Below are 26142 nucleotides of genomic sequence, written 5' to 3'. Positions count from 1 at the left end.
TAGAGCACCTGGTTTGGGACCAGGGGGTCGCATGTTCAAATCGTGTCATCCCGATTCGAATCGAAAGACTGCTTTCAGTGTAACTGAAGGCGGTCTTTCTTTGTTATAGGTTGAAAATAAGGCTGATGGCAAAGCGGAACTGAATAATTTGGCAGCTTCCCGGTCACAATATGAAAAACATTGAATAGAAGGGGATAACCTTGAGTGTTTTTCATTTCTTTAAGAAGCTGTTCAGGAAACGCTGGAGACGCTGGAGACGCGCGATATGGTCCTGTGCGATCCTGATGGTCGCAGGTATCATGATATGGTCCGGCCAGAATATAAAGGATCAGATGAATAAGCTGCTCACTGCGGCATCTGACGAAACGCCACTGGCCGTAGAAACGATGCATTACTTGCAGATCGAAGATGATAAGTTGGAAGAACGCCGGCAGGATCAGAGGGAATTTATGCAAAAGCTGAATACCTCGAAGGGAAAGAAGCATGTTCATGTTCGGATCACCTATGTATGTGGCATCGAAGAGCAGGATATGGGAAAGCTTACGGCGGACGGTATTTATGAACTGATGAATAAGAATCCTTTATGGCAGGGACGATTGGATAACAAAGGCGAAGTCTGGCTGGAGCAAACCGTATCCGACCTTTCACCCACCTGTAAGCGGCAAGCCTATATGAGCATTGATTCCAACGGAAACTTAACCTTGTTTGATGGACCACCGGAGGAAGAGAAAGTGATGCGGACCTTTTTTCAGCTGGATGTCGGTTCAATGGAGTCGTCTTTGCCTAAAGATGTGATTCAGCAGCTTGAGGAAGGTATTCGAATTCAAGATATGGAAGAGTATAACAGTGTTCTGTCAACCTTTAGCGACTATGCACGGGACATGGCTGAAAATGTCATGAACCCGACCCCATAGATCCTTTCGGCCTTGACGCTTGGTGACCGAAAATGCTGCTGCCCGGAAATTTCCCGGGCAGTTTTTTGCGTTGGACGGGTATGTCAGCGGTCTCAACATACAGGATACGTAACCGGTGCTTAATGGATCAAAGTTTTTCCTCAACAGAGGCCGATCTTTTGTTATAATGGGAGAACGATACATATGTTCGCTTCATCAGAGGAGAGATTGTTTTGCGCATTTTAGGGATCGACCCCGGGATTGCGATTGTAGGTTTCGGGTTTGTAGATAAGGTTGGAAGTAAAGTCACACCGGTACAGTATGGCTGTATCCAGACGGAAGCCCATACACCGGATGAGGAGAGGCTGCACCACGTGTACGAGGGCATGACGCAGCTTATTGATAAATATGAGCCTGAGGCCGTTGCTTTCGAGAAATTGTTTTTTAACCGGAATGTAACCACGGCGATGTCCGTATCCCAGGCCAGAGGGGTTCTTATCCTGGCTGCGGTCCAGCGCGGGCTTCCGATAGCAGAATATACACCGATGCAGGTGAAGCAGGCCATTGTCGGCTATGGTAAGGCCGAGAAGAAACAGGTACAGGAGATGGTCAGGATGTTCCTGAAGCTGCAGAGCATTCCCAAACCTGACGATGTGGCGGATGCACTGGCTGTAGCGATCTGTCACGCTCATTCCTATACACTGAATTCCAAGTTAAATGAGGTATTGCGAAAATGATCGATTTTTTACGCGGACAAGTTGTCCACTTAGAGAGTGAATATATTGTATTGGATGTTCAAGGGGTAGGGTATCAGGTGTTCTGTCCGAATCCGTATGCCTTTGCCAAAACCGAAGGAACGATCACGGTGTTTACCCATCATCATGTCCGTGAGGATGCCATCCTGCTGTTTGGTTTTCCGACGCGGGAGGAACAGAAGCTGTTCCGTAAACTGATCGAAGTCTCGGGAATCGGCCCGCGTGTGGCGCTCGGCATATTGGGCGGGGGATCTCCGGATCATGTGGTTTCCGCGATCTACCAAGAGAATGTATCCTTCTTGATCAAGCTCCCGGGGATCGGTAAGAAAACAGCGCAGCGCATGATCCTGGACCTGAAGGACAAGCTCGAGGGATTCGGTAATGCGAGCATGATGACCGGTCTGTTTGCCATTCAGGAGCCTGAACCGGAAGCTGACGGCTCGGCGTGGTCTGAGGCACGCGAGGGACTTAAGGCTCTTGGATATACGGATAGCGAGCTGGACAAGGTCTGGCTTAAGATTAAGGATTCTGCCGCAAGCGGTGAATCCGTCGATGTGCTGATGAAACGGGCACTGCAGCAGCTGTACGCCGGCTAGAGGATCGCTGCAGGAGAGGAGTTTAATAGATGGATGATCGAATTATTTCCGCCAATCTGATGATGGACGAGCAGGCTGTCGAGCTTAGTCTGCGTCCACGCTATTTGGCTGAATATATAGGGCAGAATCAAGTTAAGGAAAATCTCAAGGTATATATCGAAGCCGCAAAAATGCGTAACGAAGCGCTTGACCATGTGTTGCTGTACGGTCCACCGGGACTCGGAAAAACGACGCTGGCGAATATTATCGCCAATGAGCTTGGCGTTAATCTCCGTACGACTTCCGGTCCGGCCATTGAGCGTCCGGGAGATCTCGCTGCGCTTCTCACCAATTTGCAGGAAGGAGATGTCCTGTTTATTGATGAGATCCATCGCCTGCACAGGACGGTAGAGGAAGTGATGTATCCGGCCATGGAGGATTTTGCGCTGGATATTATGATTGGCAAGGGGCCAAGCGCACGCTCGGTTCGCCTGGATCTGCCACCGTTCACCTTAATTGGTGCCACCACCCGGGCTGGATTGCTCTCTGCGCCGTTAAGGGACCGTTTTGGCGTGGTAAGCCGTCTGGAATTCTATACGGTCGACGAGTTGAGTTACATTGTGTCGCGTAATGCCGATCTTTTGGGGATCGAGATATTAGGAGAGGCAGCGGAAGAGATTGCCCTGAGATCGCGGGGGACGCCACGCATAGCCAATCGACTCTTGAAAAGGGTGCGTGATTATGCCCAGGTCCGAGGAGATGGCATGATAACGCCTGGCATCGCTCAGGAAGCGTTGAAGATGCTGCAGATCGATCCGATGGGTCTCGACTTTATTGATCATAAAATGTTGAATGCCATGATCAAAAGCTTCCGCGGAGGACCGGTAGGTCTGGATACCATTGCGGCAACCATTGGAGAAGAAAGCCAAACCATTGAAGATGTTTATGAACCGTATCTCCTACAGATCGGTTTCTTGCAGCGTACACCCCGGGGACGAGTTGTAACGCCCACAGCTTATCAACATTTAGGCATTCCCTTCCCTGAGGATCGTCGTTAGATAATTTAATCATTACATTTCATACCAAATCCTAATAGCTAGAGGAGGAATTACGCAAATGGATAGGAACTGGACGAAATCATTATTCGGTTGGACCACCAAAGGATTTTTGTCACTGGCTGTTGCCGGAACCTTATGGAGCGCGCCTGCGGTACATGCGGCCGCTCCTTCATTAGATACGATTCGTGTTGCGATGTTCCTGGATCTGGGAAGCCAGTATAAATCAACAACCAATGCCGTAACACTGAAATCCGCTGAGGCTCTGACGGCATCGCTGCTTGCATCCGGTGCACAGCAGGCTTTGATGAACATCCCAGCAAACCAGCAGGTCCGAATGAGTGTGGATACATACCGCGTCAAGGTGCTTGAGACCACGGATTGGAAAACGGCTTCGGAAGCAGCAAAAAAACTGCAAGCGACGAATGACAAACCATTGCTGTTTGCGGACGGCAATGTATATAAACTATATGCCGGTATGTACGAAACAGAGAAAGCGGCCTTGGACGGGGCTGCGCGTACTGCGAAGACGGCAGCTGCTCATCTGAGTGGTCAAACGCCTTCGGTTAAAGGCGGGCTGCATCTGTCAGCAGGATCGTACGGATCGGAGGCAGAAGCCGAGTCTGTGCGTAAGACGTATGCAGATGCCGGCATGGATGCTTTTAACGTTCTGGTGCCCAGCGGAGGTGCATCCGTTTATGAGGTGTGGGTCGGCGAGGCAGCCAATACAGCCGATCTGGCTGCAGTCAAACAGGAGGCTTCTAAAATATCCGGCTCCCTCGTTGAACAGAATGCGTCGGCTTCGGGTCTGATTATGAGACGAGATGTAGGCCTCAACCTGGCGTCTCCTCAAGAGACACAGCATTATATGTTGTCGGGTGCTCAGTCCGTTCTGCGGCTAGAAGGGACTTCAGGCGCCGGGACGAATGTAAAGGAACGATCGGATCGTTCGTATCGAGGCGCTTTGGAAATCGGACAAAAGAACGGTCAATTGTATCTTGTCAATGAGCTGCCGTTCCAGCAGTACCTGTATTCCGTCGTTGGAGCCGAGGTGCCGTCTACCTGGGGGGCTGAAGCACTGAAAGCACAGGCTGTGGCAGCGCGCAGCTATGCGCTCTTCCAAGGTAATAAGTTCGAAGTAGCTCATGTCGTGGATACAACGTTAAGCCAGGCTTATTACGGAACCGCCTATGAGTATCCGAGCATTATTCAAGCAGTGGATGCAACCGACGGCGAAGTGGTCATGAAGGACGGCAAAATTGTGGAAACCGTCTTTTCTTCCAATAGCGGAGGAATGACGGCAGATTCCAGCGAGGTGTGGGGTAACCGTAACGATCTGTTTGCTGCGGTGGAAAGCCCTGGAGATTCCTCATCCCAGGCAGCGCTTAAATCCTGGTATCATGTACTTCTTCCAAGTGGTGTTACAGGCTATGTACGTGAGGACAATGTGAAGGAAACCGGAAACAAAACCTCGGCAGGACTCCTGTATATGACGGTTACCGCCAAGGATACGAACGTACGCCCACTCCCATTGATCCAATCGAGCGTTGAGCCTGTAGGCAAGATGAATCCGGGCGAAACGGCCGTCGTCCTAGAGAAAGTGGCTGAATCCAACAGCTATGACTGGGTCCGCGGTCCCTATACTTCAGATCAATTGCTCGCCTCTCTAAAAGGAAAAACCTCCAATAGCCTGCCTGCTTCCATTACTTCGCTGGATGTAACGGAGCGAGGCCCGTCGGGACGTGCCCTTGCGGTTAAAGCCAACGGCCAAGTGCTGGACGTAAAATATCCGGATATGTTCCGCTCGGCTTTTAACGGTCTGCCTAGCACATTGTTTGATATTGAATCAACCGGAAGTTATACTGTATTGAGCGCGAATGGTGCAGTATCAACGGTTTCAAGCGGCCAAACGGTGCCCGTCATCTCAGGGAGCGGCAACGGAAATGTCAAAGGTTCCGGTACCGTTGTGATGAATGGAACGGGGAAAGCACGCGTGATTGAAAGCTCTTCCGGCTTTAAATTTACCGGTAAAGGCTTTGGTCATGGACTGGGCATGTCCCAATGGGGTGCCAAGGGAATGGCAGACGAAGGGTATGATTACAAGCAGATACTCCAACACTATTACCGCAACACGACTATTACGAAGGACTGACCGACATGAATGTGGATTTGTATGATTTTGAATTACCCGAACATTTAATTGCGCAGACACCGCTGCTGGATCGAAGTTCTTCCAGGCTCCTCACGCTGGATAAACAGAACGGAGATATACGCCATCAAACGTTTGCGGACATCATAGACGACCTGAATCCGGGAGATACGCTTGTATTAAACGATACCAAGGTCATCCCGGCCCGATTATTCGGTGCAAAGGAAGACACCGGTGCGAAGGCAGAGGTCCTTCTGCTGAAAAATATGGGCCAAGACCGGTGGGAGGCACTTGTAAAACCTGGAAAGAAGCTGAAAAAGGGAAACGTCATTTCCTTTGGCGACGGAAAATTAAAAGCAGTCATCGAGGAAGAAGGGGAGATGGGTGCCCGCACCTTATCCTTTTCGTATAAGGGGATATTCCAAGAAATCCTCGATGAACTGGGGCAAATGCCACTCCCGCCATATATTAAGGAAAAGCTGGATGACCGCGATCGTTATCAGACCGTGTATGCGAAGCATGAAGGATCTGCAGCCGCACCGACGGCTGGCCTGCACTTCACGGAAGCTCTCCTGGAACAGATCCAGGCCAAAGGGGTGGACATCGCCTTCATCACCCTGCACGTGGGGCTGGGGACATTTCGTCCGATGTCCGTGGATCAGGTCGAGGATCATGTCATGCATGAAGAGTACTATTCCCTCTCCCAGGAAACCGCTGAGCTTCTGAATGAGACGAAGCGGCGAGGCGGACGGATTATCGCTGTGGGAACCACCTCTTGCAGAACGCTGGAGACGGTTGGATCGGAGTTGAACGGCGAGCCTCTGCGCGAAAGCAGCGGCTGGACGAGCATTTTCATATATCCCGGTTATGCTTTTACCGTCGTGGATGCGCTGATCACGAATTTTCATCTGCCGAAATCCACGTTGGTTATGCTGGTCAGTGCGCTGGCCGGTCGCGAACACATTATGAAAGCGTACAAGGAGGCTGTTGAGAAGGAATACCGGTTCTTCAGCTTTGGTGACGCGATGTTTATCTATTAATTCGGAGGTTGGTTATCACAATGGCAGCAGCTGTTACTTATGAACATATTAAAACGTGCAAACAATCAGGCGCCAGGCTCGGCAGAGTGCACACCCCGCACGGGGTGATCGATACGCCGACATTCATGCCTGTCGGAACCTTGGCAACCGTAAAAACCATGAGTCCGGAAGAGTTGAAAGCCATGGATGCCCATATTATTTTGAGCAACACCTATCACCTCTTCCTGCGTCCTGGACATGATATTGTGAAAGAAGCGGGCGGACTGCACAAATTCATGAACTGGGACCGTCCGATCCTGACCGATAGCGGCGGCTTCCAGGTATTCAGCTTGGCAGAAATGAGAAAAATATCGGAAGAAGGCGTACATTTCCGTTCTCACTTGAACGGAGATAAACTGTTTATCTCCCCGGAAGTTGCGATGGAGATCCAGAACGCACTCGGATCTGATATTATGATGGCTTTTGATGAATGCCCCCCTTATCCTGCGGAGTATGAGTACGTTAAACAATCTACCGAGCGGACCTCTCGCTGGGCTGAACGCTGCCTGAAGAGTCATGCCAGACCGCAAGACCAAGCCCTGTTCGCTATCGTCCAGGGAGGCATGCATGAGGATCTGCGCCGTCAGAGCGCCTATGATTTGACTTCCATGGATTTCCCGGGTTATGCTATTGGTGGACTTAGTGTGGGAGAATCGAAGCAGCTTATGTATGAAGTGCTGGATTACACGGTGCCCCTGCTGCCGAACAATAAGCCTCGCTATTTGATGGGAGTCGGATCACCCGATGCGTTGATTGAGGGCTCGATTCGTGGTGTGGATATGTTCGATTGCGTGCTTCCGACGCGGATCGCTCGCAACGGGACAACGATGACAAGTCAAGGCCGTCTTGTCGTTCGAAATGCTCAATATGCCAGGGATTACGGACCGCTGGATCCGGAATGCGACTGCTACACTTGCCGTAACTACTCGCGTGCTTATCTGCGTCATCTGATTAAGAGTGATGAAACGTTTGGATTAAGATTGACGACGTATCATAACCTGCATTTCTTGATTAATTTGATGCGTAACGTGCGTCAGAGTATTATGGAAGATCGTCTGCTTGATTTCCGCGATGAGTTTTTTGATAAGTACGGCCTACATGATAATGAAAAAGGGTTCTAAAGCAAGATTTTGGCCATCATGATAAGTTTGTGAAAGGGGGGAAAGAAATGTTTGGAACTACATTTGATCTCGCAGCAGGACAGACCCAAGGCGGCGGAGGCATTTTGGGATTGATTTTGCCGTTCGTGCTGATGTTTGTCATCTTTTATTTTCTGCTTATTCGTCCACAGCAGAAAAAACAGAAGACCAGAAATGCCATGCTTAGCGCCTTGTCCAAGGGCGACAAAGTGGTAACGATCGGAGGTCTTCACGGCACGATTGTGGAGATTACCGACGACATTGTGGTCTTGAAAGTGAACGATGTAACGAAGTTAACCTTCGACCGCAACTCGATAAGCCATAGTGTGAATGCGGATGCATAATGACGTGTCGCATACATATGGAATATAATCGTTCAAACAAAGGACCGACTCCCTCATGGGAGCCGGTCCTTTGTTTTATATGAGCGTGAAGAATGGGAGGGCAGAAGTCCATTAAGTCATGGAGAGAGCATTTGAGCCAGCGTTATTTTTTCAAATTGACCCCAAACATCCCCCCGATGGCGCCGCCAGCAAATACTGTAGCAATCAGCGTCAAATCTCCGAGAGATAAGGAACTATCCAAAGCAAGAAAGCCAATGACGAGCAGCGTAATGCCATATACCAGTCCTGTCAGGCAGCCGTAATACCAACCTTTGTTTCCTGCGCGCTTGCCGCTCACACAACCTCCGATAAAGGCGGAGACGGCATGTACAAGAAACGTGTAGAACGATAAATCATCTTCGGCCAGCCCGCTGCCCCATAGAAGCAGGGATAACGCCAACGCGCCAAGAAACATCCAGAAAAAAGAATACAACAGTCCTGAAAGAATCGGATTGGTGATCCTGAAAGTGAAGGCTCGCCGGATCGGTTCCATGAATCATCCCCCTTAACTAATCTTGATTATTAAATTGTATGGCCAAGCCTGTACATATAGTACAAACTGAACATTTTGCTGCCGGTTTAACATGATTTCCATTAATTAATTGCTTGTAATCGAATGGGAACAGCGCTAGCAGGTCAGAATAGCTGTACATGAGAATGTTCGACAAGCTAGGAGGGATTGATTATGTCTCATATGACTATTCTGATTCTGCGGACCATTCTGATGTACGTGGTCATCTTTATCACCATGAGAATCATGGGCAAACGGGAAATTGGAAAGCTATCCATCTTCGATTTGGTCATATCCATCATGATTGCAGAGATCGCCGTTTTTGTTCTTGAAGATATCAAAAAACCGATATGGGAGGGACTAGCTCCTATCGTAGTTTTGGTTGCCATTCAAGTAGGACTTGCATATATCGGTCTGAAAAATCGGAAAATAAGGCTGTTTGCTGACGGAAAGCCGAGCGTGTTGGTGTCCCGGGGCAGACTCCATCGCAAAGAGATGGCAAGGCTTCGCTATAATTTGGATGATCTGATGCAGCAGCTGAGGGGCAAAGATATTGACAGTCTCGCGGACGTGGAATTTGCGATACTCGAAACATCCGGCCAGCTTACCGTGATTCCGAAGGATACGGGCAGCAGCTCCAACGGCAGTTCGAATAGCTCTTCAAGTTCATCCAACACCTCAGGCGTCACCAACTCTTCATCCACTTCATCTCCATCCGAAAAAGAAAACCCTACAGTCGTAGATATTCCTTACGATAAAATTACGTATGAAGGACTGCCCATACCTCTTATATTGGATGGAAAGGTGCAGGACGAGAACCTTGAACTGATCCAAAAAACGCGGTTCTGGCTTAAGAACGAAATACAGCATTACGGTGCGAAGGATTTTAAGGATATTTTTCTATGCTCCATTGACCATAAAGGCCGGATTTACATTGACCGTAAAGACAGGATCTAACGGCGGCTGAATTTATTGAACCAGGAACCGATGACAGGCACTCGCTCCATATCTCGCGGTGTTACCAGCTTGGTCATAAAAATCATGATGGAATAAACCAGGATACCAGCTGCGATGGAGGTCCAAAATTGCAACCATGGCGCGGTCGAGAACGGAAGATGTTTGTACCCATAGAGAACGCAGGCACCCATAATGATCATCACTGCCCCGATTTTGACATAATCCAGCAGACGGAATCGAAAGCCGATCAGTCTCGATAGGCTGAAACCGTGGAGCAATGTAACGGCAATGCTGTTTACGATAATGGCAATGACGGCTCCTTTTATGCCAAAGGCGGGATTGGATGCCAAATACACGATGAGGCTCATTTTGATGATCGCCCCGAATAACGTATTAAGTAATGCCCTACCCGGACGGTCCAGTGCTTGCAAGGCAGCTTGAAGCGGGGACTGCACATACAGGAATAAGGCGAACGGCGCCATGATTTTGAGCATATCGCTAATCTCCGCGTTGTTGTACAGGAGCAGACATAAGGGCTCAGCCAGGACAAACATAATGATGGCGAACGGAGCTCCGGAGACAAGCGCCAGCCGAAGGGATTGATTCATACGTTTGTGGATCGTAGACCGGTCATTACGGGCAGCTGCCTCCGAAAGCGAAGGTACCAGAGAGATGGCAAGGGAAACCGTCAGTGCACCGGGCAGCAGCAGGAGCGGGATGATCATCCCTTGCAGCGCACCGTACTGGGCTGTGGCTACGGATGTCGCTATACCTGCCATGGCCAAGCTGCGATTGGTCAGAATCGTCTCCAGCAGGTAGGAGAAGGACCCTACCATCTTCCCCCCCGTTACAGGCAGTGCAATGCCGAGTAAACGTTTCAGGATACCTTGATTCGACGGGGAGTCTTCTTCTGCTTTTTTTTCAGATACCGCTTCTTGGGGCTTGGGTAAAAGTTTACTCGTTCGCCGTCCCTCGCCGGAGTATTGCAGCAGCAGCGCGATCATGCCAATCAATTCCCCTACGGCTGTTCCGAGCATGGCACCCGCTGCGCCGTAAGCAATGCCTTTGGGCATCAAGAGATGTGCAAACCACAGCATGCATATAATGCGGACAATGGTTTCGATCACGGAGGAGCTTGCGGAGGGAATCATATTCTGTTTGCCCTGGAAGTATCCGCGGTAGACTGACGAAACGGCAATGATGATCATCATGGGCGTCATACTGATAAAGGTCTGGTATACACGCTCGTCCGGCAAAAGCACGCCGGTTACCCAAGGGGCAAGGAGCAGACTAAGTCCCATAAAGAGGGTTCCTGCTGTAAGCGTCAGCATTAAACTGACATGCAGAATTTTTTGGGAAGCATCCTGCTTCCCGGCGCCTTCCGCTTCGGCAACCATTTTGGCAATGGCCAGCGGAATTCCGCCCGTAATGATGGTCACGAGCACGATGAAGAAGGGGTAGCCGAGCTGGTAAATTCCGACACCCTCGGGTCCGATGATCCGGGGGAGGGCGATCCGGGGGATAAAACCGAGTAGGCGGTTTAATATGCCGGCTGCAAGTAAAATCAGCGTTCCTTTAATAAATGATTGCTTGTTCACTGTCCATCCCACTCCCTGGTTAAGACTGAATACGATGACACGACATGGCTATTCTTATGGATATGCCCTACCTGTCCCATCTGATGCCTTTACTTTTTTTTCAGGACATGGTAGGAATAGAAGGAAAGCAATGTATCATGTCGAATGTAACTTAGGGACAACAGGGAGTCAGTGAGGAGGCCATATGCATGGAACTCGAGCAAATGAGCGAGGAAGAATTGATGAGCACCATTGAAATGGTATGCTTGAGCAAGGTTGAGGAAATGCATTTGATTGGGTACGAGTATGTGACCAGCGACGATATTTGGAACTGTGTCAGCAGCAAATATGAAAAGGAAGGCGTTCCCTCCCTCCATAAACTGGTCAATGACATTCTGTCCTTGAAGGCGACAGCGTTAATGAACTATATGACAATATCAGCATATAAGGGATCTTCTTTCGATTAATCGAAGAGGTCCCTTTTGCCTTGCGGATATAAGGGTTCATTCATAAGCCCGACAAATTTTGATAAATTGACTGGGTTTTATGACATCGCTATAATAGGAATATTGAGTAAAAAGGGGGAACAAAGGACGGCATGAAGAGAATTATCAGTTTCGTCGGAACCGTACTCGTGATCACTGTATTAATGGCCGTTACAACTCCGGGCTTGCTGAAAGACGTCCGTCTAGGTTTGGATCTTAAGGGTGGATTCGAAATCCTTTATGAAGCAGAGCCTTTGATGGAAGGGCAGCAAGTCACAAAAGAAGCACTGCAGGAAACCGCTAAGAGTTTGCAAAAGCGTGCGGATGCAATGGGAACATCAGAGCCTGAGGTTACGCCTGAAGGGGCGAACCGGATTCGCTTAAAGGTGGCAGGCGTAACGGATGAGGCTGAAGTTCGAAAAACAATGAAAGAACCCGCAAACCTCACATTCCGAAGCAATGACGGCTGTAAAGAAGGCGAGGAGTTCTGTAAAATTGAGCTCCGCGGCGACGATTTCGTCGAGAACGGCGCATCGGTTGCCTATGATCAGCTTAATCAGCCTATGATAGATATTAAAGTGAAGGACAAAGGGAAGTTTGCTGAAATTACAGAACGACTTCTCGGTCAAGAGCTGGCTATCTTCATGGACGACCAATTGCTGTCAGCTCCGACGGTGCGAGCCGTATTAACGGACGGTACCGCACAAATTACGGGGAATTATTCGCTGGATGAAGCAAAGCAGATCCGGGATACGATCAATCTCGGCGCCCTGCCGCTGAAACTGGTCGAGAAGTACTCTCAGAGCGTAGGAGCTACGCTTGGTATGAAGTCTCTTACGAAAACGGTACAAGCAGGTCTTATCGCGTCTGTTGCGATTCTGCTGTTCATGATTATCCGGTATCGCGTACCGGGTTTACTGGCAAGCTTTGCACTTATTTTGCATACATGGCTTCTGATCCTTATTTTCGTATGGGCTGACTTTACGCTGACGCTTCCAGGTATTGCGGCATTTATATTAGGTATTGGTATGGCGGTTGATGCCAATATCATCACCTATGAGCGCATTCGGGAAGAGATCAAAACTGGCAAGAGTGTTCCATCTGCGGTGAAAGCAGGCGGTAAGTCATCCCTGCGAGCTATTATGGACTCCAATTTGACGACGATACTCGTTGCCGCTGTTATGTTCGGATTTGGTACCGGCGCGGTCAAAGGTTTTGCGCTTGTATTGATTCTGGAGATCATCGTGAGTATTGCCACGAACGTTTATTTCTCCCGTTTCTTGCTCAATCTGCTTGTGAATATTGGTTGGGCCCGCAAACCTAGCCATTATGGCGTAAAGGAGCGTGACATTCGTGAGCTTTAAGAACTTTGATTTCGTAGGCAAAAGCAGATTTTTCTATATATTATCCATTGCAATTACGATTCTGGGCTTGGTCTTCCTCCTGACTCGCGGTCTTAACTACGGAGTTGATTTCCAATCCGGCTCGAACGTGGATATTTCCCTTTCCAAACCGCTGACTACGGAGCAGATTAATACCGTATTAGACGATGCAGGAATCGGAGAAGATGCGAGTATTACACCTGGTAATGATCGAGTGAATATTCGATTCAGCGAGGTGCTGACCGAGGACCAGGATCTGAAGCTGCGTTCCGGCATTGAGAAGCTGGATAATACGGCAACATTCGAGATCAATACGGTTGACCCCGAGATGGCTAATGAGTTAGGTCGGAACGCAATCTATGCGGTGCTGCTTTCCTGTATCGGGATTATCATCTATGTCAGCATCCGCTTTGAATGGCGCTTTGCGATTGCAGCAATCGTAGCCCTTCTGCATGATGCATTCGTGGTTATCAGTATTTTCTCTATCCTCGGTCTTGAGGTGGACCTGACATTTATCATCGCCGTCTTGACCATCATCGGTTATTCGATTAACGATACCATCGTCATCTTTGACCGAATCAGGGAGAACCTGAGGTTTGCCAAGATTAAGAGAGCCTCGGATCTTAAGGATCTGGTTAACAAAAGTTTGTCCCAGACGATCGGACGTTCGATCTATACGGCCTTGTCCGTGTTCATTGCTGCATTCTTCATGCTTCTCTTGGGCGGTGAGTCGATCCAGATGTTCTCGCTGGCGATTTGTATCGGTTTGGCATTCGGCGCGTACTCTTCGATCTTTATCGCGAGTCCGTTGTGGCTCCTCCTTAAAGGGCGCAATATCAGCAATAAACCAAATTCGCCTAAGCCAAGCAAAGACAAGATTGAAATCTAATTCAGATGCTGTTGGCGTAGCAGTCTAGATAGCAGAGGATCCTATACAAGTGAAAGCCGCGTCGCAGGCGACGCGGCTTTCTAAAGTTAACAGCGTGATAAGCACAGGATCACTAGTGACATTGAGGGGGGCCTCAAGTGAGCAATGAACGTTTGAATCATACGGAGACTGTCCTTTGGACAGGCATTGTAACGGATTTTGCATTGGCTTTGTGCAAAGGGGTCGCCGGTTATTTATCCGGCAGTAAGGCTCTAATCGGAGATGCTCTGCATTCTGCCGCGAATGCCGTGACTTTATTGGTGGACCGGTTGCCAAGCCTAGGTATATTCGGTAATAAAAACTTAATTCGGGACAAACGGAACGTTTCGGGCACAACGGAGCCGGTGATCTCGATCCTATTTGCCGTTTTATTGATCATGGGCGGTATTCAAATTGCGGTATTCGCGATCCAAACTATGGCATCAGGCGACCTGGAGCCGCCGACCGAATCGGCATTGCTTGCAGTTTTCATATCACTTGCGGTGAATGAAGCCGTGTTTCAGTACCAATCCCGGCAGATAAAAAGAAACAATGACCCTAGGTACGAGATGCTGTCCGCTGATCATCGATTTACTTTGTACTCTTCGCTAACGGTATTGATCGGCGTGTCACTAGCGATGGGGGGCTCCTACTTCGATTGGACACCCCTGCTCTATATGGATTCGGTTGCGGCTTTGATTGTAGCTTGCCTCGTGGTCCGCAAGGGGTATAAATTAATCGTTCATTCCGTTTATGGTACCCTCGTGGAAGAGAAGCGGCATGAGCACGAAGCCGAATTCATGGACACGATTCAGCGAGTACATGGCGTGATCACGATCGAGGAACTGAAGGTTCAGGAATACGGGCAGATCCGTCATGTGAACATTGAAGTGAAAGTTACCGTAAATCCCCGGACGTCCGTGTTGGAGGCTCAAGAAATTGCCGAACGCATCCGGAAGCTGTTAACTCATCGTTTTATTCAGGTTACGGATGCCAAGGTTCACGTTGTACCCTATGAACCGGGTTATCCGTATAAATCGAACTATGACTTGATGGACAACGATATGCCGACACTGCCGCAGTAGCGTCTGGAGGTAACAGGTAGAAGACAGCAGGAAAAAGGCAGGAAAAGGAAGGTGAGTCCCTGTGCTGTATTCCAAATATGAATGGAGAATACGCTCGGCAGAGTCATCGATCACCGATAGGCTGGCCCAGAACCTGTCGTTGCCACCCATGGTGGCTACGCTCATGGCGTCACGAGGGATACAATCAGCCGAGGATGGACGGAGATTTCTATATGGAACGTTTGAGCTGACGCATGACCCTTATCTCATGCAAGGGATGCAGGAGGCTGTTCCGCGTATTCGTAAAGCGCTGGAGGATCGGGAGCATATTCTAATTTACGGCGATTATGATGCGGACGGTGTTTCCAGCACGTCATTGATGATTCATCTGATGCGTTACTTGGGTGCATCTTATGATATTTATATACCTCACCGATCCAATGAAGGTTATGGCTTACATAATCATGCGCTGGATTGGGCCCATCAACAAGGGGTCAGTCTGGTCATTACCGTCGATACCGGGATCAGCGCAGTCGAGCAGATTGCGTATGCCAACAGCCTTGGCATCGACGTGATTGTTACGGACCATCATGAGCCGCCTGAGGTGCTGCCAGAAGCTTATGCGCTGATCAACCCGAAAATCCCTACATGTCCCTATCCCTTTAAGGGGCTGGCGGGCGTAGGCGTGGCTTACAAGCTGGCCCAGGCACTTGTTGGAGAACCGCCGGAGGAGTGGCTTCAGATTGTTTCTATCGGAACCATTGCTGACTTGATGCCGCTCACGGGGGAGAATCGGGTGCTTGTGAAGCACGGGATCGAATCGATGCGGAATACGAGGTATGAAGGCATTCGATGCCTGCTTGAGGTATCAGGGATCCATGTGGAGCAGGTGACAGCGGTTAACGTGGCATTCTCCATGGCACCACGGATTAATGCCAGTGGCCGTCTGGATCATGCAGGCCGTGCCGTCACGCTGCTTACAACAGAACACCGGGAAGAAGCCGAGCGGCTTGCCTGGGAATTGGATGGACTGAACAAGGATCGGCAGCAAGTGGTCGAACACATCGTCCAGGAAGCGCTGGGCATGGTTCAAAACCGCTGGAGAGGACAGGAGATTCCTTCTGTAATCGTATTGGCGGGTGAAGGCTGGAATGTTGGCGTGGTTGGCATCGTGGCCTCCAAAATACTGGAGCGATTCTACAGGCCGGTCGTTATCCTCGGGATTGATCCGGAGACGGGGAACTGCAAAGGTTCCGCCCGATCGATTCCGGGATTCGATATTTATGCGGCTCTGCACTCCTGCAAAGACGTCATGGACCATTTTGGGGGTCATCCATCCGCAGCGGGCATGAGCCTCCATCGGGACCGCTTGGAGGAATTTGAACAGGGACTTCATCGCTATGCGGAAGAAGCGCTCGAAGCAGAGCATCTGATTGCAATCTGTGAAGCGGACCTGGAGGCCAGCTTGTCGGAGGTATCGGTACCTGTTATTGAACAGATTGAACAGTTAGGTCCGTTTGGCATGGCCAATGCCGTACCGAAGATTGTCTTTCGGGATGTTGTCATCAAGGACGTCCGAAAAATCGGCAAAGAGGGGAAACATCTGAAGCTTCGTTTGCAGCAAAAGCGGGAGGTTATCGATGCAATCTCATTCGGCTGGGGACATCTAGCCGATATTTTGCCGGTGGGATCGGTTGTGGACGTGCTTGGCGAGCTTTCCGTGAATGAATGGAACGGGAGCCGTAAAGCACAGCTCATGATTCAGGATATCTGCGCCCCTTATCAGCAGGTGTTTGACTACCGCGGAATCAAGGAGCCGATACAGGAAATTCAGAGGTGGAGAGCGGAGCTGGAGCCGCATCTGCGCTGCCCGGCAGTCCGTTCGGCAGCAGTGTACGCAAAAGATTCACACCCGGAAATAAAAAGTCAATTGTATGATATGTGCCTTTGGGTATATGATAGGAATGCTGGCATCATGCCGGATAATGATATTGCTGAGAACAGTCAAGAAGATATTTCCGTTTTGTTCGTACTGGATGTACCGGAGACGGCTGAACAACTGGATGCATTCATGTCAGCCTTCCATTCCGTTCCCAATATATTCATGCTGCATCCGACCCGGAACCTGCGCGAACGGCTGCAAATTCCGGACCGCGAACAGTTTAAAAAGCTGTACGTTTCACTTGCCGGAATGACGTCCGCTCCCGTGTCGGAGAATGAGGTTGTAGCGCGTCTGCAGAAGCAGACGTCCTTGTCCGAACGCATGCTGTTCAAAGTACTGGATGTGTTTGAGGAATTGGCGTTCATCGAGCGCGTCCAGGGACAGATTACCTTTATACCGAAGCCGGAGAAAAAACCGCTGGACGCTTCCCGTCATTTTCGTGAACTGAGCGATCTGGCAGATATGGAGCAGCATCTGCTGCATGCCGGTACGGAACAATTAACCCAATGGATGATGTCCCGCACAAAAGGCGTATCTTAACCGCAACTATACAGGAGGAGATTATTTTGGATTTTAAAGATTATATTCGTGTCATTCCCGATTTTCCGCAGGCGGGGATCAGCTTCAAGGATATTACTACACTGCTGAAGAATGGTGAGGTGTATCGTAAAGCCATCGAAGAATTGAAGGTCTTGGTATCCGATCTCAAAATTGATGTGATAGCTGGTCCCGAAGCCCGTGGATTTGTTGTAGGTGCTCCGCTGGCTTATGCGCTTGGCGTAGGATTTGCGCCTATTCGCAAAAGCGGAAAGCTTCCCTACGAAACGATCGAAGTGGGATATGACCTTGAATATGGTAAAGATCGCTTGGCGATGCATACCGATGCCATCGAGAAGGGTCAAAATGTATTGATTGCGGATGATCTTCTTGCAACAGGCGGTACGATTGCGACTTCGGTTAATCTCATCCGTCAATTGGGCGGAAACGTTGTTGGAGCTGCTTTCATGATCGAGCTGGCTGATCTCAATGGCCGTTCGAAGCTGGATGGAATCGATGTATTTACATTGATGCAATACGAGTAATCGACAACTTTCTTCCCGATTTTCCCGGGAAATAATAAAATGCCCTGAGCTGACAGCTGCTGTCAGCTCAGGGCATTTTTCTATTTTGCAATCAAGTTGTCGTTTCAATCCGGCGTTTTTTCTACGAGAGGCTCATCATTTTTTTCATTGGAGAGGCCGGTAATCTCGAAGACTTTGAAGAGGAGGGCCATGAGAACACCTACGATGGTAGCCAGGGCCATACCCTTCAGCTCGATGTCAGTGTTAGGAATCTTCAATGTTACGCCGCTAATCCCCGTAACCAGGACCAGCGTAGCCAGGATCATGTTGCTTGCTTTAGAGAAATCGACCTTTTGCTCAACAAAGATCCGAAGGCCGGAAGCTGCGATAACCCCGAACAGCAACAGAGATACGCCGCCCATTACAGGCGTAGGAATGTTCGCCACAACGGCGGAGAACGTTCCGGAGAAGGAGAGCAGAATCGCAATAATGGCTGCTCCGGCAATTACGAATACCGAGTATACCTTTGTGAGTGCCATGACCCCGATATTTTCACCATAGGTGGTATTTGGTGTGGAGCCTACGAATCCTGACAGGATGGTGGATATACCGTTGCCGAGAAGGGAGCGGTGCAGGCCAGGGTCTTTGGAGAGGTCTTTGCCCACGATATTACTTGTTACCAGCAAATGCCCGATGTGCTCAACGATCACAACGATTGCCACCGGTATGATGGACCAGATCGCCCCGTTATCGAATACCGGGGTTGTCAGCTCCGGAGCCGACAGGAACTTCGCGTTCGCGATTTTCTCGGTGTCTACCACGCCTAGAGCGAAGGAGAGAGCGTAACCGACAACAATTCCGATCAGGATGTGAATGATTTTGGCGAAGCCGCGGAACAGGATGGATCCGAGTACGGTGACGCCGAGTGTTACGAGTGAAATCGTAATGATTTTAGGATCAATGGATTGTCCCTCTTCTGGCAAGAAGCCGGCCATACCAGCGGCAACCGGTACAAGCTCAAGCCCGATCATGGCAATAATGGCACCCATGACCGCTGGCGGGAATACAAAGTCGATCCATTTGGTTCCTGCATATTTAACGATAAGAGCTACCAGGCAGAAGATAATCCCTGTTACGATAAAGGCGCCCAGTGCCTTGCTATAGTTGGCTTCCGGATCTTTGGCGAGCACGACCAGAACCGGTGCGATAAAGGCGAAGCTGGAGCCGAGGTAGGCCGGGATCTTCCCTTTACATAAAAAAATGTAGAGCAGCGTGCCGATGCCGTTCATCAGCAGGATCATGCCGGGATCCACGCCGAATAGGTTCGGTACAAGCACCGTACTTCCGAACATGGCGAACAAATGCTGCAGGCTCAGAAGGAAACCTGGGCCAAACGGAAGTTTCTCATCTACTTGAATTTCTCGTTGCAAACCATTTCACTCCTCTTAGGACTTTAAATATAGGACCGTTCGCGTACGATCTTTAATAGATTAAATACAATCGTTCGTTTTTTCAACACTAAATTTTACAGTTCGTCAAAATATCCATTTCATGTCAAGTTTTGATGTCTCCGAGCCGGAAACGGGCATACTATAAGTGTCAGAACGCTCGACATGTTGACGTATATCGTCACAAGCGTCATAATGATAGGAAAACAATCACGAGGGAACCTGCACGTTTTGACAAGGGCGGGTTCCATTTTATATAGAAAGGGAAGAGAAGGACTCCAAAATGGGCATAGAGCGATTACTCGAAAAGGCCAGCGCCTATATAAAAGAACCCGATCTTCTCCGCATCCAGGAAGCTTATGAATTTGCGGAGCAAGCCCACCACGGACAAGTGCGGAAATCGGGAGAACCTTATATTCTTCATCCGCTTGCGGTTGCAGACATCGTGGTGAATATGCAGATGGACACGTTGTCTATTATTGCTGCGTTGCTTCATGATGTCGTTGAGGATACAACTGTATCACTCGAGCAGATCCGTGAGCGCTTCGGGGATACCTGCGCACTGCTGGTGGATGGTTTAACGAAACTGGAACGTATCCAATTCCGATCCAAAGAAGAACAGCAGAACGAAAATTATCGTAAAATGTTTATCGCGATGGCCCGGGACATCCGGGTGATCGTGATCAAGCTGGCGGATCGGCTTCACAATATGCGCACGCTTAAGTATCAGTCCGAGGAAAGCCAGCGCCGTATTTCCTATGAAACGCTAGAGATCTTTTGTCCGATCGCTCATCGTTTAGGTATTTCCGCGATTAAGTGGGAGATGGAGGATATTGCGCTTCGTTACTTAAATCCGCAGCAGTATTACCGCATTGCGAATTTGATGCACAAGAAGCGGGCTGAACGTGAGCAGTATATCGACAATGTCATAGTCTGTATTCATGAGAAGCTCGACGAGATGGGCATACAAGCCGACTTATCGGGCAGACCGAAGCATATCTACAGCGTGTTTAAGAAAATGACGGTGAAGAACAAGCAATTCAACGAAATTTATGATCTTCTTGCAATCCGCATTATTGTGGACAATATCAAGGATTGTTATGCTACGCTTGGCATCATCCATACCTTGTGGAAGCCGATGCCTGGCCGTTTCAAAGATTACATCGCCATGCCAAAAACGAATATGTATCAATCCCTTCACACGACGGTGGTCGGACCGAATGGGGAACCGACAGAGGTTCAGATCCGGACCTGGGAGATGCATCGTACGGCAGAGTACGGTATCGCGGCTCACTGGTCCTATAAAGAAGGTTCCGCAGGCAACGGAGGCAGCTTCGATAACAAGATGACGTTCTTCCGTGAAATATTGGAGCTGCAGCATGAGACGAAGGATGCCTCGGAATTTGTAGAATCTCTGAAGATGGACTTTTTCTCCGATTTGGTTTTTGTGTTTACGCCAAAAGGTGAGGTGATCGAGCTGCCTTCAGGCTCCGTCCCTCTTGATTTTGCCTACCGGATTCATACTGAAGTAGGTAATCGAACGATTGGTGCCAAGGTCAACGGCAGAATCGTTCCGCTGGATCATCAACTCAAGACCGGCGATATCGTGGAAATTTTAACATCGAAACATTCGTACGGTCCTAGCCAGGACTGGTTGAAGATTGCCCAATCCTCCCATGCCCGCAGTAAGATCAAGCAGTGGTTCAAGAAAGAGAAGCGGGAAGAGAATGTGGAGAAGGGACGCGATATGCTGGAGCGCGAAATCAAGCGCCTCGGTCTTGAGGTGTCCGAATGGACGACCGATGATAAATTAATGGAGGCGGCCAAGAAATTCGCCTTTAATGATATCGAGGATATGTTATCCGCGGTAGGCTTTGGCGGGATCACTGCCGCGCAAATCTGTACCAAAGTGACCGAGAAGCTCCGTAAGGAGCAGGAGGAAGCGAATCAGCTTGAATTGACTTCCGAGATGAAGGAAATCAAGCCTGCGGAGAAACGAAGCCGTCCGACTAACGGCGTGCGCGTGAAGGGGATTGATAATCTGCTCGTGCGTTTCGCGAGATGCTGCAACCCCGTACCCGGCGATGATATTGTCGGTTACGTTACCCGCGGACGCGGTGTATCGGTCCATCGTTCGGATTGTGCCAATCTGCCGTCCATGGGTGAAGGCGAGGATGCCGCGCGCGTCATCGAGGTGGAATGGGAAACGGCGGTCGAGGCTAATTACAGCGTCGATATCGAAGTGACGGGCCATGATCGCAACGGACTGTTAAATGAAGTTCTTCAGGCCGTTTCAGAGAGCAAAACGAATATTTCCGCTGTGACCGGCCGATCTGACAAGAACAAAATGGCGATGATTCACATGACGATTTTGATCCGCAACACGGATCACCTCCATTCCGTAGTGGAGCGAATCAAGCGGGTGAAGGATGTATATACCGTTCATCGAATCATGCAGTAACGCCAGTGATGGCACGGTAGCGTGGTTACGGACTCCGGGGTTTCATGGACATGGACAGTCTCGGATGATAATACGAATGCGGTCTGTTATCCTGCGGGAGACAGGCCGTTTTATTTTAAGATGTCAGTGTATAGACTTCGGAGGATCTGCTGCCTGATATCACAAGAGAACTGCCGATAAACGCGGTCTTCTTAGAGAGCACATCGATAGACATTTTTGTTACGGAAAAGAAGGAGCTAAACACGATGAGAGTGGTTATTCAAAGATGCAAGCATGCGCAAGTCACGGTTGACAATGAAATCGTTGGCCAGATTGAATCGGGATTGATGGTGCTGGTCGGTGTGACGCACGAGGATGAAGAGAAGGATGCCAAATACCTTGCTGAGAAGGTTGCGGGGCTGCGCATTTTTGAGGACGAGGATGGAAAAATGAATTTTAGCGTCCAGGACGTGGGCGGAGCCATTTTGTCGGTATCCCAGTTTACACTTTATGGTGACACCCGCAAGGGAAAACGTCCGAATTTCATGGCCGCCGCCAAACCGGATGAAGCGAATGCATTATATGAGGCGTTTAACCGCGAGCTCATAGCGAAGGGGTTGCAGGTTGAGACCGGGGTGTTCGGAGCCATGATGGACGTGTCGCTAACCAATTGGGGCCCGGTTACCCTGATCATTGACAGCAGATCATAAGCGGGCAAAAAAGACGGGCAGCATGCATCATATTGGAGAGTTGGGGCATCCTGAGTGAACAAATGCTTGTGAGGCATTCACACAAAAAAGGAGCCGTGTTTGCTATGCGCCAACCTCCCAAATTTTCGATATGGAGCAGTTTGCCCACGATGGTCGGGTCCGGAGACATTAGGGAAGCAGCGAGTACAGAGCGCATGGTTGCAGCTTCGGAAGATCCTGTACAACTCATCAGCATAAAAGGACATATGCGGAAGCAGCTGCCGAGATCGTAGGACCAAATAGGATAGGGTGTCACTTCTGGTGACTTCATGAAAGAGCCTGAGAATATTCTCAGGCTCTTTTTCATAATTCGGGAGTCCCACACAACCCTGTCATGACCCTGTACTTGAATGGTGCAGATCGCAGGGCTTTGTCCATTCCGCTGTTATAAAAAGGACATTCCAGGGTAATAACAAATCGAGGACAATCATGAAGGGAGACATGCCAGATGAGTAAAGTTGCATTTCTACTAGCTGACCAATTCGAAGATTCCGAGATGAGAACTCCTTATGATGCCGTGAAGGAAGCGGGGCATCAAGCTGATATTATTGGGTTGAAGCAAGGACAAGAGGTTAAGGGTAAACAAGGCAAGGCATCGTATACAACGGATAAAGCCATTGCCGACGTCAATATAAACGATTATGATGCGGTGGTTATTCCAGGCGGCTCTTCCCCTGAAAATTTGCGTCTGGATTCCCATATATTGCAGTTTGTTGCAGCAGCGGACAAGGCAGGCAAACCGATTGCCTCGATATGCCATGGGCCGCAAATTCTGGCAAGTGCCAACCTGCTAAAGGGACGCACGATCACTTCCTATCCTCCGCTTCAGGATGATATGGTAAATGCCGGCGCTAACTTTAAGGATGAAGAAGTCGTCGTGGATCGTAACTTCATTACGTCCCGGACGCCGAAAGACGAGCCGGCCTTTGTGCGCGAGCTGTTAAAGGCACTGTAAGAAGAAAGCAGCTGATGCTGTATGGTTGTCCATGGTATACCGGTCTTTCAAACAAATGGGTTGAAAAAAAGGAGGAATGGACATGTCTAGACAAATTCAAGCTTATTTCAGAACGGAAGACGACGCCGAAGGCGCAAGGACGAGGCTGTTAACGTACAACACGGAGCAGCTGGAGGTGGGACAGCTTCAGGATTCGGTTCGAGGCGGAGGCAATATCCTCGTGCCGCTGGTGCCGTGGGGTAATTCCGGCACGGGTGGAGCGACTGCAGGGGCTACAACGATGGGAGTTCCCGGCGGAGTCGTCGGGGCTCCCGGGGTCATCGTGGGCTCCCGTGACGCCAATGACAGCCGCGATATAGCGCAAGATAGACCGCACGGCGATGACACGCTGGGCGACGCGTGGCGCGAAGCAGACGTAACGGACCGGGACTATGATGATCTGAGATATACGTTGTCCGTTAAGGTAAGGGACGAAGATTACGATCAGATCGTACATGATTTGCGGGCGAATAACGCTTATGTGGAGCGATTTGACTAAATAGCGAAGAAACTAGCAGCGTTATTCCCTTTGGGAGATGGAAGATCATCATTCTCGGGGAGCTGTCCCTGGGAACGCAAAAGGGCTGTTCCGCGAATGGAGCAGCCTTTTTACGGCTATTACATTAAAAGCGCTTTCTCGCTTGTAACATAACTGTAATGTTTGTTCAATGTTCCTTTAATATTCCCTGTTTATAATAACAGCATGACCCCCTTTTTTATATAATATATGCTTTGGACCTACAACGTGGTTTGTAGGTTTTTTTCTTTTTTCGGGCAATTTCAACAAAGTTTCTTGACTTTAGCGTGGTAGTTCATTAGAATCTAAAAATATAATGTTTTGGGTATGATATATTTATCAATAACAGATTTCATGACGGGAACAAGTACTCCATCCCCACAAGACCAGAGAAGAATCCCTAGGCTGTAAGGATTCGCTTGATGAGTGGACGAATGACCTCCCCGAGAACAGACGGCGAAGCAAGCACCGGTTAATAACCCGGTGGGATAGACAGTAGCCGAACTGCGCGGCCGGGCGTTATACGGATGAAGCGGATGATTGAACGCACTGATTAAGGTGTGTCAACGCCGGAATGTGGGTGGTACCACGGGTGATTATATGACTATCTCTCGTCCCTGTTGTCTTAGGACAGCGGGGCGGGAGATTTTTTAGTTTTCACGGCTTGTTGCGAAATGACTCCCTAGGAGTTTTTCCATAATTAGTTCTAAGTTAGTTTCAAGAAGTGAACCAGATCAAGGCCATGGACATGTTCCAAGGGTGAAGATGTCATAGGACGTGGAGGGATGAAGATGGCAAACGAGAAATTCGAGAAACCGACAGGCACGCAGGACATCCTGCCAGGTGCCGTCGAGAAATGGCAGTTTATCGAGGAGAAGGCACGCGATTTGTGCCGGAGATACAACTATCGCGAAATTCGCACACCGATCTTTGAACAGACCGAGTTGTTCGAACGCGGGGTGGGCGAAACCACCGACATCGTAGAGAAGGAAATGTATACGTTCAAGGATAAAGGGGATCGCAGCATGACCCTGCGTCCAGAAGGAACGGCAGGCGTCGTGCGGGCATATGTGCAGAACAAGCTGTATGGAGAGCCTGACGTCACGAAACTGTACTACATGGGTCCCATGTTCCGCTACGAGCGACCACAGGCGGGACGTTACCGTCAGTTCCATCAGTTCGGCGTCGAGGTATTCGGGACGGCAGATCCGGCTATCGATGCCGAGGTAATTGCGCTGGGGTACAGCTTCTACAAGGAGCTTGGGCTGAACGGGGTAAAAGCAGAGATTAACTCGGTAGGGACGCCTGAAGTACGGGCGGCTTACCGCAGTGCGCTGCTTGCTTTCCTGGAACCTATGAAAGAGAACCTATGCTCGGATTGCCAGTCGCGCATGGAACGCAACCCGCTGCGCGTGCTGGACTGCAAGAAGGACCAAGGGAAGTTCGATGGTGCGCCTTCGATTCTGGACAGCCTGGATGAGGAATGCAGCACGCACTTTGAGAAAGTGAAAGGGTACCTGGATGCGATGGGCATCGAGTATGAAATCAATCCAAGACTGGTTCGGGGATTGGACTATTATACGCATACCGCATTTGAATTCAAGGCCCAGGGCATCGGCGCGATCGACACGGTAGGCGGCGGAGGGCGGTTCAACGGACTGGTCGATCAGATCGGCGGGCCGGACCAGCCTGGCATTGGGTTCGGGATTGGTCTTGAGCGAATCCAATTGATTCTGGAGCACCAAGGGGTCAATCTGTCGGCAGCCAAGCCGCTGGATGTCTATCTGGTGGCGCTGGGTGAAGCCGCTGAGCGGGAAGTGGCCAAATTGATCTACGAACTGCGAAGCAAGGGCGTAGCTGCCGAACGCGATTACCTTGGCCGGAAAATGAAAGCCCAGATGAAATCCGCAGACCGTTTGCAAGCTCGTTATACCGCCATTTTGGGTGAAGACGAACTGGCGCGCGGAGAGATTGCACTGAAGTCGATGGAGACCGGCGAGCAGCGTACGGTTAGATTGGACGGTCTGGTTCAAGAATTGGTTTAATCGTCGCATGAAGCGACTTAATTATAGTAAAGGGG

At 49.7% G+C, this 26142-nt stretch carries 23 protein-coding genes; 20 read left to right on the top strand and 3 right to left on the bottom strand.

Annotated features, from left to right (window positions below):
- Window positions 1-200: 200 nt before the first annotated feature.
- The 8 genes from DP091_RS28590 (at window position 201) to yajC (ending at window position 7989) form a co-directional block, all read left to right on the top strand.
- The gene (locus tag DP091_RS28590) at window positions 201-914 is read left to right on the top strand and encodes a BofC C-terminal domain-containing protein (RefSeq protein ID WP_113061444.1); all 714 of its coding nucleotides are present in this window, start codon (window positions 201-203) and stop codon (window positions 912-914) included.
- 212 nt (window positions 915-1126) lie between these two features.
- Entirely contained in the window at window positions 1127-1630 is a 504-nt protein-coding gene (gene ruvC, locus DP091_RS28585; protein ID WP_113061443.1) for a crossover junction endodeoxyribonuclease RuvC, read from the top strand.
- Window positions 1627-2244 carry a Holliday junction branch migration protein RuvA gene (ruvA, locus tag DP091_RS28580; RefSeq protein ID WP_113061442.1) on the top strand — a complete coding sequence of 206 codons (618 nt, stop codon included), beginning with the start codon at window positions 1627-1629 and terminating at the stop codon, window positions 2242-2244. The genes ruvC and ruvA overlap by 4 nt, the downstream gene beginning before the upstream one ends.
- Window positions 2245-2273: 29 nt before the next feature.
- Window positions 2274-3281: a Holliday junction branch migration DNA helicase RuvB gene (gene ruvB, locus DP091_RS28575; RefSeq protein WP_113061441.1), complete on the top strand. Its 1008-nt coding sequence runs from the start codon at window positions 2274-2276 to the stop codon at window positions 3279-3281.
- A 58-nt stretch (window positions 3282-3339) separates the two neighbouring features.
- Window positions 3340-5430: a SpoIID/LytB domain-containing protein gene (locus tag DP091_RS28570; RefSeq protein ID WP_113061440.1), complete on the top strand. Its 2091-nt coding sequence runs from the start codon at window positions 3340-3342 to the stop codon at window positions 5428-5430.
- A gap of 5 nt (window positions 5431-5435) precedes the next feature.
- The gene (gene queA / locus DP091_RS28565) at window positions 5436-6467 is read left to right on the top strand and encodes a tRNA preQ1(34) S-adenosylmethionine ribosyltransferase-isomerase QueA (RefSeq protein ID WP_113061439.1); all 1032 of its coding nucleotides are present in this window, start codon (window positions 5436-5438) and stop codon (window positions 6465-6467) included.
- Between the two features lie 20 nt (window positions 6468-6487).
- Entirely contained in the window at window positions 6488-7627 is a 1140-nt protein-coding gene (gene tgt, locus DP091_RS28560) for a tRNA guanosine(34) transglycosylase Tgt (protein ID WP_113061438.1), read from the top strand.
- 47 nt (window positions 7628-7674) lie between these two features.
- Window positions 7675-7989 (top strand): preprotein translocase subunit YajC, encoded by a 315-nt coding sequence (yajC, locus tag DP091_RS28555; RefSeq protein ID WP_113061437.1) that lies wholly within the window; start codon window positions 7675-7677, stop codon window positions 7987-7989.
- A gap of 142 nt (window positions 7990-8131) precedes the next feature.
- Here yajC and DP091_RS28550 read toward each other — a convergent pair whose 3' ends face one another.
- Window positions 8132-8521, bottom strand: a complete 390-nt coding sequence (locus DP091_RS28550; protein WP_113061436.1) for a TIGR04086 family membrane protein — start codon at window positions 8519-8521, stop codon at window positions 8132-8134.
- A gap of 192 nt (window positions 8522-8713) precedes the next feature.
- Between DP091_RS28550 and DP091_RS28545 the strand changes: the two genes are divergently transcribed.
- Complete coding sequence (locus tag DP091_RS28545; RefSeq protein ID WP_113061435.1) at window positions 8714-9496, top strand: YetF domain-containing protein; 783 nt, start codon at window positions 8714-8716, stop codon at window positions 9494-9496.
- Here DP091_RS28545 and spoVB read toward each other — a convergent pair.
- A complete protein-coding gene (gene spoVB, locus DP091_RS28540; protein WP_113061434.1) occupies window positions 9493-11094 on the bottom strand; it encodes a stage V sporulation protein B in 1602 nt (533 codons plus the stop codon). The genes DP091_RS28545 and spoVB overlap by 4 nt on opposite strands.
- Before the next feature lie 188 nt (window positions 11095-11282).
- On the opposite strand from spoVB, the gene DP091_RS28535 reads away from it, so the two are divergent.
- From DP091_RS28535 to DP091_RS28510, 6 genes are all read left to right on the top strand, one after another.
- Window positions 11283-11540, top strand: coding sequence for a post-transcriptional regulator (locus tag DP091_RS28535; RefSeq protein WP_006208841.1), 258 nt, complete (start codon window positions 11283-11285; stop codon window positions 11538-11540).
- Between the two features lie 131 nt (window positions 11541-11671).
- Window positions 11672-12922: a protein translocase subunit SecD gene (secD, locus tag DP091_RS28530; RefSeq protein WP_113061433.1), complete on the top strand. Its 1251-nt coding sequence runs from the start codon at window positions 11672-11674 to the stop codon at window positions 12920-12922.
- Complete coding sequence (gene secF / locus DP091_RS28525; RefSeq protein ID WP_113061432.1) at window positions 12912-13829, top strand: protein translocase subunit SecF; 918 nt, start codon at window positions 12912-12914, stop codon at window positions 13827-13829. The genes secD and secF overlap by 11 nt, the downstream gene beginning before the upstream one ends.
- Window positions 13830-13966: 137 nt before the next feature.
- Window positions 13967-14932 carry a cation diffusion facilitator family transporter gene (locus DP091_RS28520; protein ID WP_113061431.1) on the top strand — a complete coding sequence of 322 codons (966 nt, stop codon included), beginning with the start codon at window positions 13967-13969 and terminating at the stop codon, window positions 14930-14932.
- 61 nt (window positions 14933-14993) lie between these two features.
- The gene (recJ, locus tag DP091_RS28515) at window positions 14994-17393 is read left to right on the top strand and encodes a single-stranded-DNA-specific exonuclease RecJ (protein ID WP_113061430.1); all 2400 of its coding nucleotides are present in this window, start codon (window positions 14994-14996) and stop codon (window positions 17391-17393) included.
- Between the two features lie 26 nt (window positions 17394-17419).
- Entirely contained in the window at window positions 17420-17935 is a 516-nt protein-coding gene (locus DP091_RS28510) for an adenine phosphoribosyltransferase (protein ID WP_071222758.1), read from the top strand.
- A 104-nt stretch (window positions 17936-18039) separates the two neighbouring features.
- Here DP091_RS28510 and uraA read toward each other — a convergent pair whose 3' ends face one another.
- Window positions 18040-19344: a uracil permease gene (gene uraA, locus DP091_RS28505; protein WP_113061429.1), complete on the bottom strand. Its 1305-nt coding sequence runs from the start codon at window positions 19342-19344 to the stop codon at window positions 18040-18042.
- Between the two features lie 301 nt (window positions 19345-19645).
- Between uraA and DP091_RS28500 the strand changes: the two genes are divergently transcribed.
- The 5 genes from DP091_RS28500 (at window position 19646) to hisS (ending at window position 26107) form a co-directional block, all read left to right on the top strand.
- Window positions 19646-21823, top strand: coding sequence for a RelA/SpoT family protein (locus DP091_RS28500; protein WP_113061428.1), 2178 nt, complete (start codon window positions 19646-19648; stop codon window positions 21821-21823).
- Between the two features lie 245 nt (window positions 21824-22068).
- The gene (gene dtd, locus DP091_RS28495; RefSeq protein WP_113061427.1) at window positions 22069-22512 is read left to right on the top strand and encodes a D-aminoacyl-tRNA deacylase; all 444 of its coding nucleotides are present in this window, start codon (window positions 22069-22071) and stop codon (window positions 22510-22512) included.
- A 487-nt stretch (window positions 22513-22999) separates the two neighbouring features.
- Complete coding sequence (locus DP091_RS28490; RefSeq protein ID WP_113061426.1) at window positions 23000-23506, top strand: type 1 glutamine amidotransferase domain-containing protein; 507 nt, start codon at window positions 23000-23002, stop codon at window positions 23504-23506.
- 82 nt (window positions 23507-23588) lie between these two features.
- Window positions 23589-24044: a hypothetical protein gene (locus tag DP091_RS28485; RefSeq protein WP_113061425.1), complete on the top strand. Its 456-nt coding sequence runs from the start codon at window positions 23589-23591 to the stop codon at window positions 24042-24044.
- Between the two features lie 809 nt (window positions 24045-24853).
- Window positions 24854-26107, top strand: a complete 1254-nt coding sequence (hisS, locus tag DP091_RS28480) for a histidine--tRNA ligase (protein ID WP_113061424.1) — start codon at window positions 24854-24856, stop codon at window positions 26105-26107.
- Window positions 26108-26142 lie beyond the last annotated feature (35 nt).

It is taken from the genome of Paenibacillus sp. MDMC362 (genome assembly GCF_003269305.1).
Taxonomy (GTDB): domain Bacteria; phylum Bacillota; class Bacilli; order Paenibacillales; family Paenibacillaceae; genus Paenibacillus_AQ.
The sequence above is the reverse complement of the archived record's forward strand: the minus strand, read 5'-3'. Positions and strand labels throughout refer to the sequence as shown.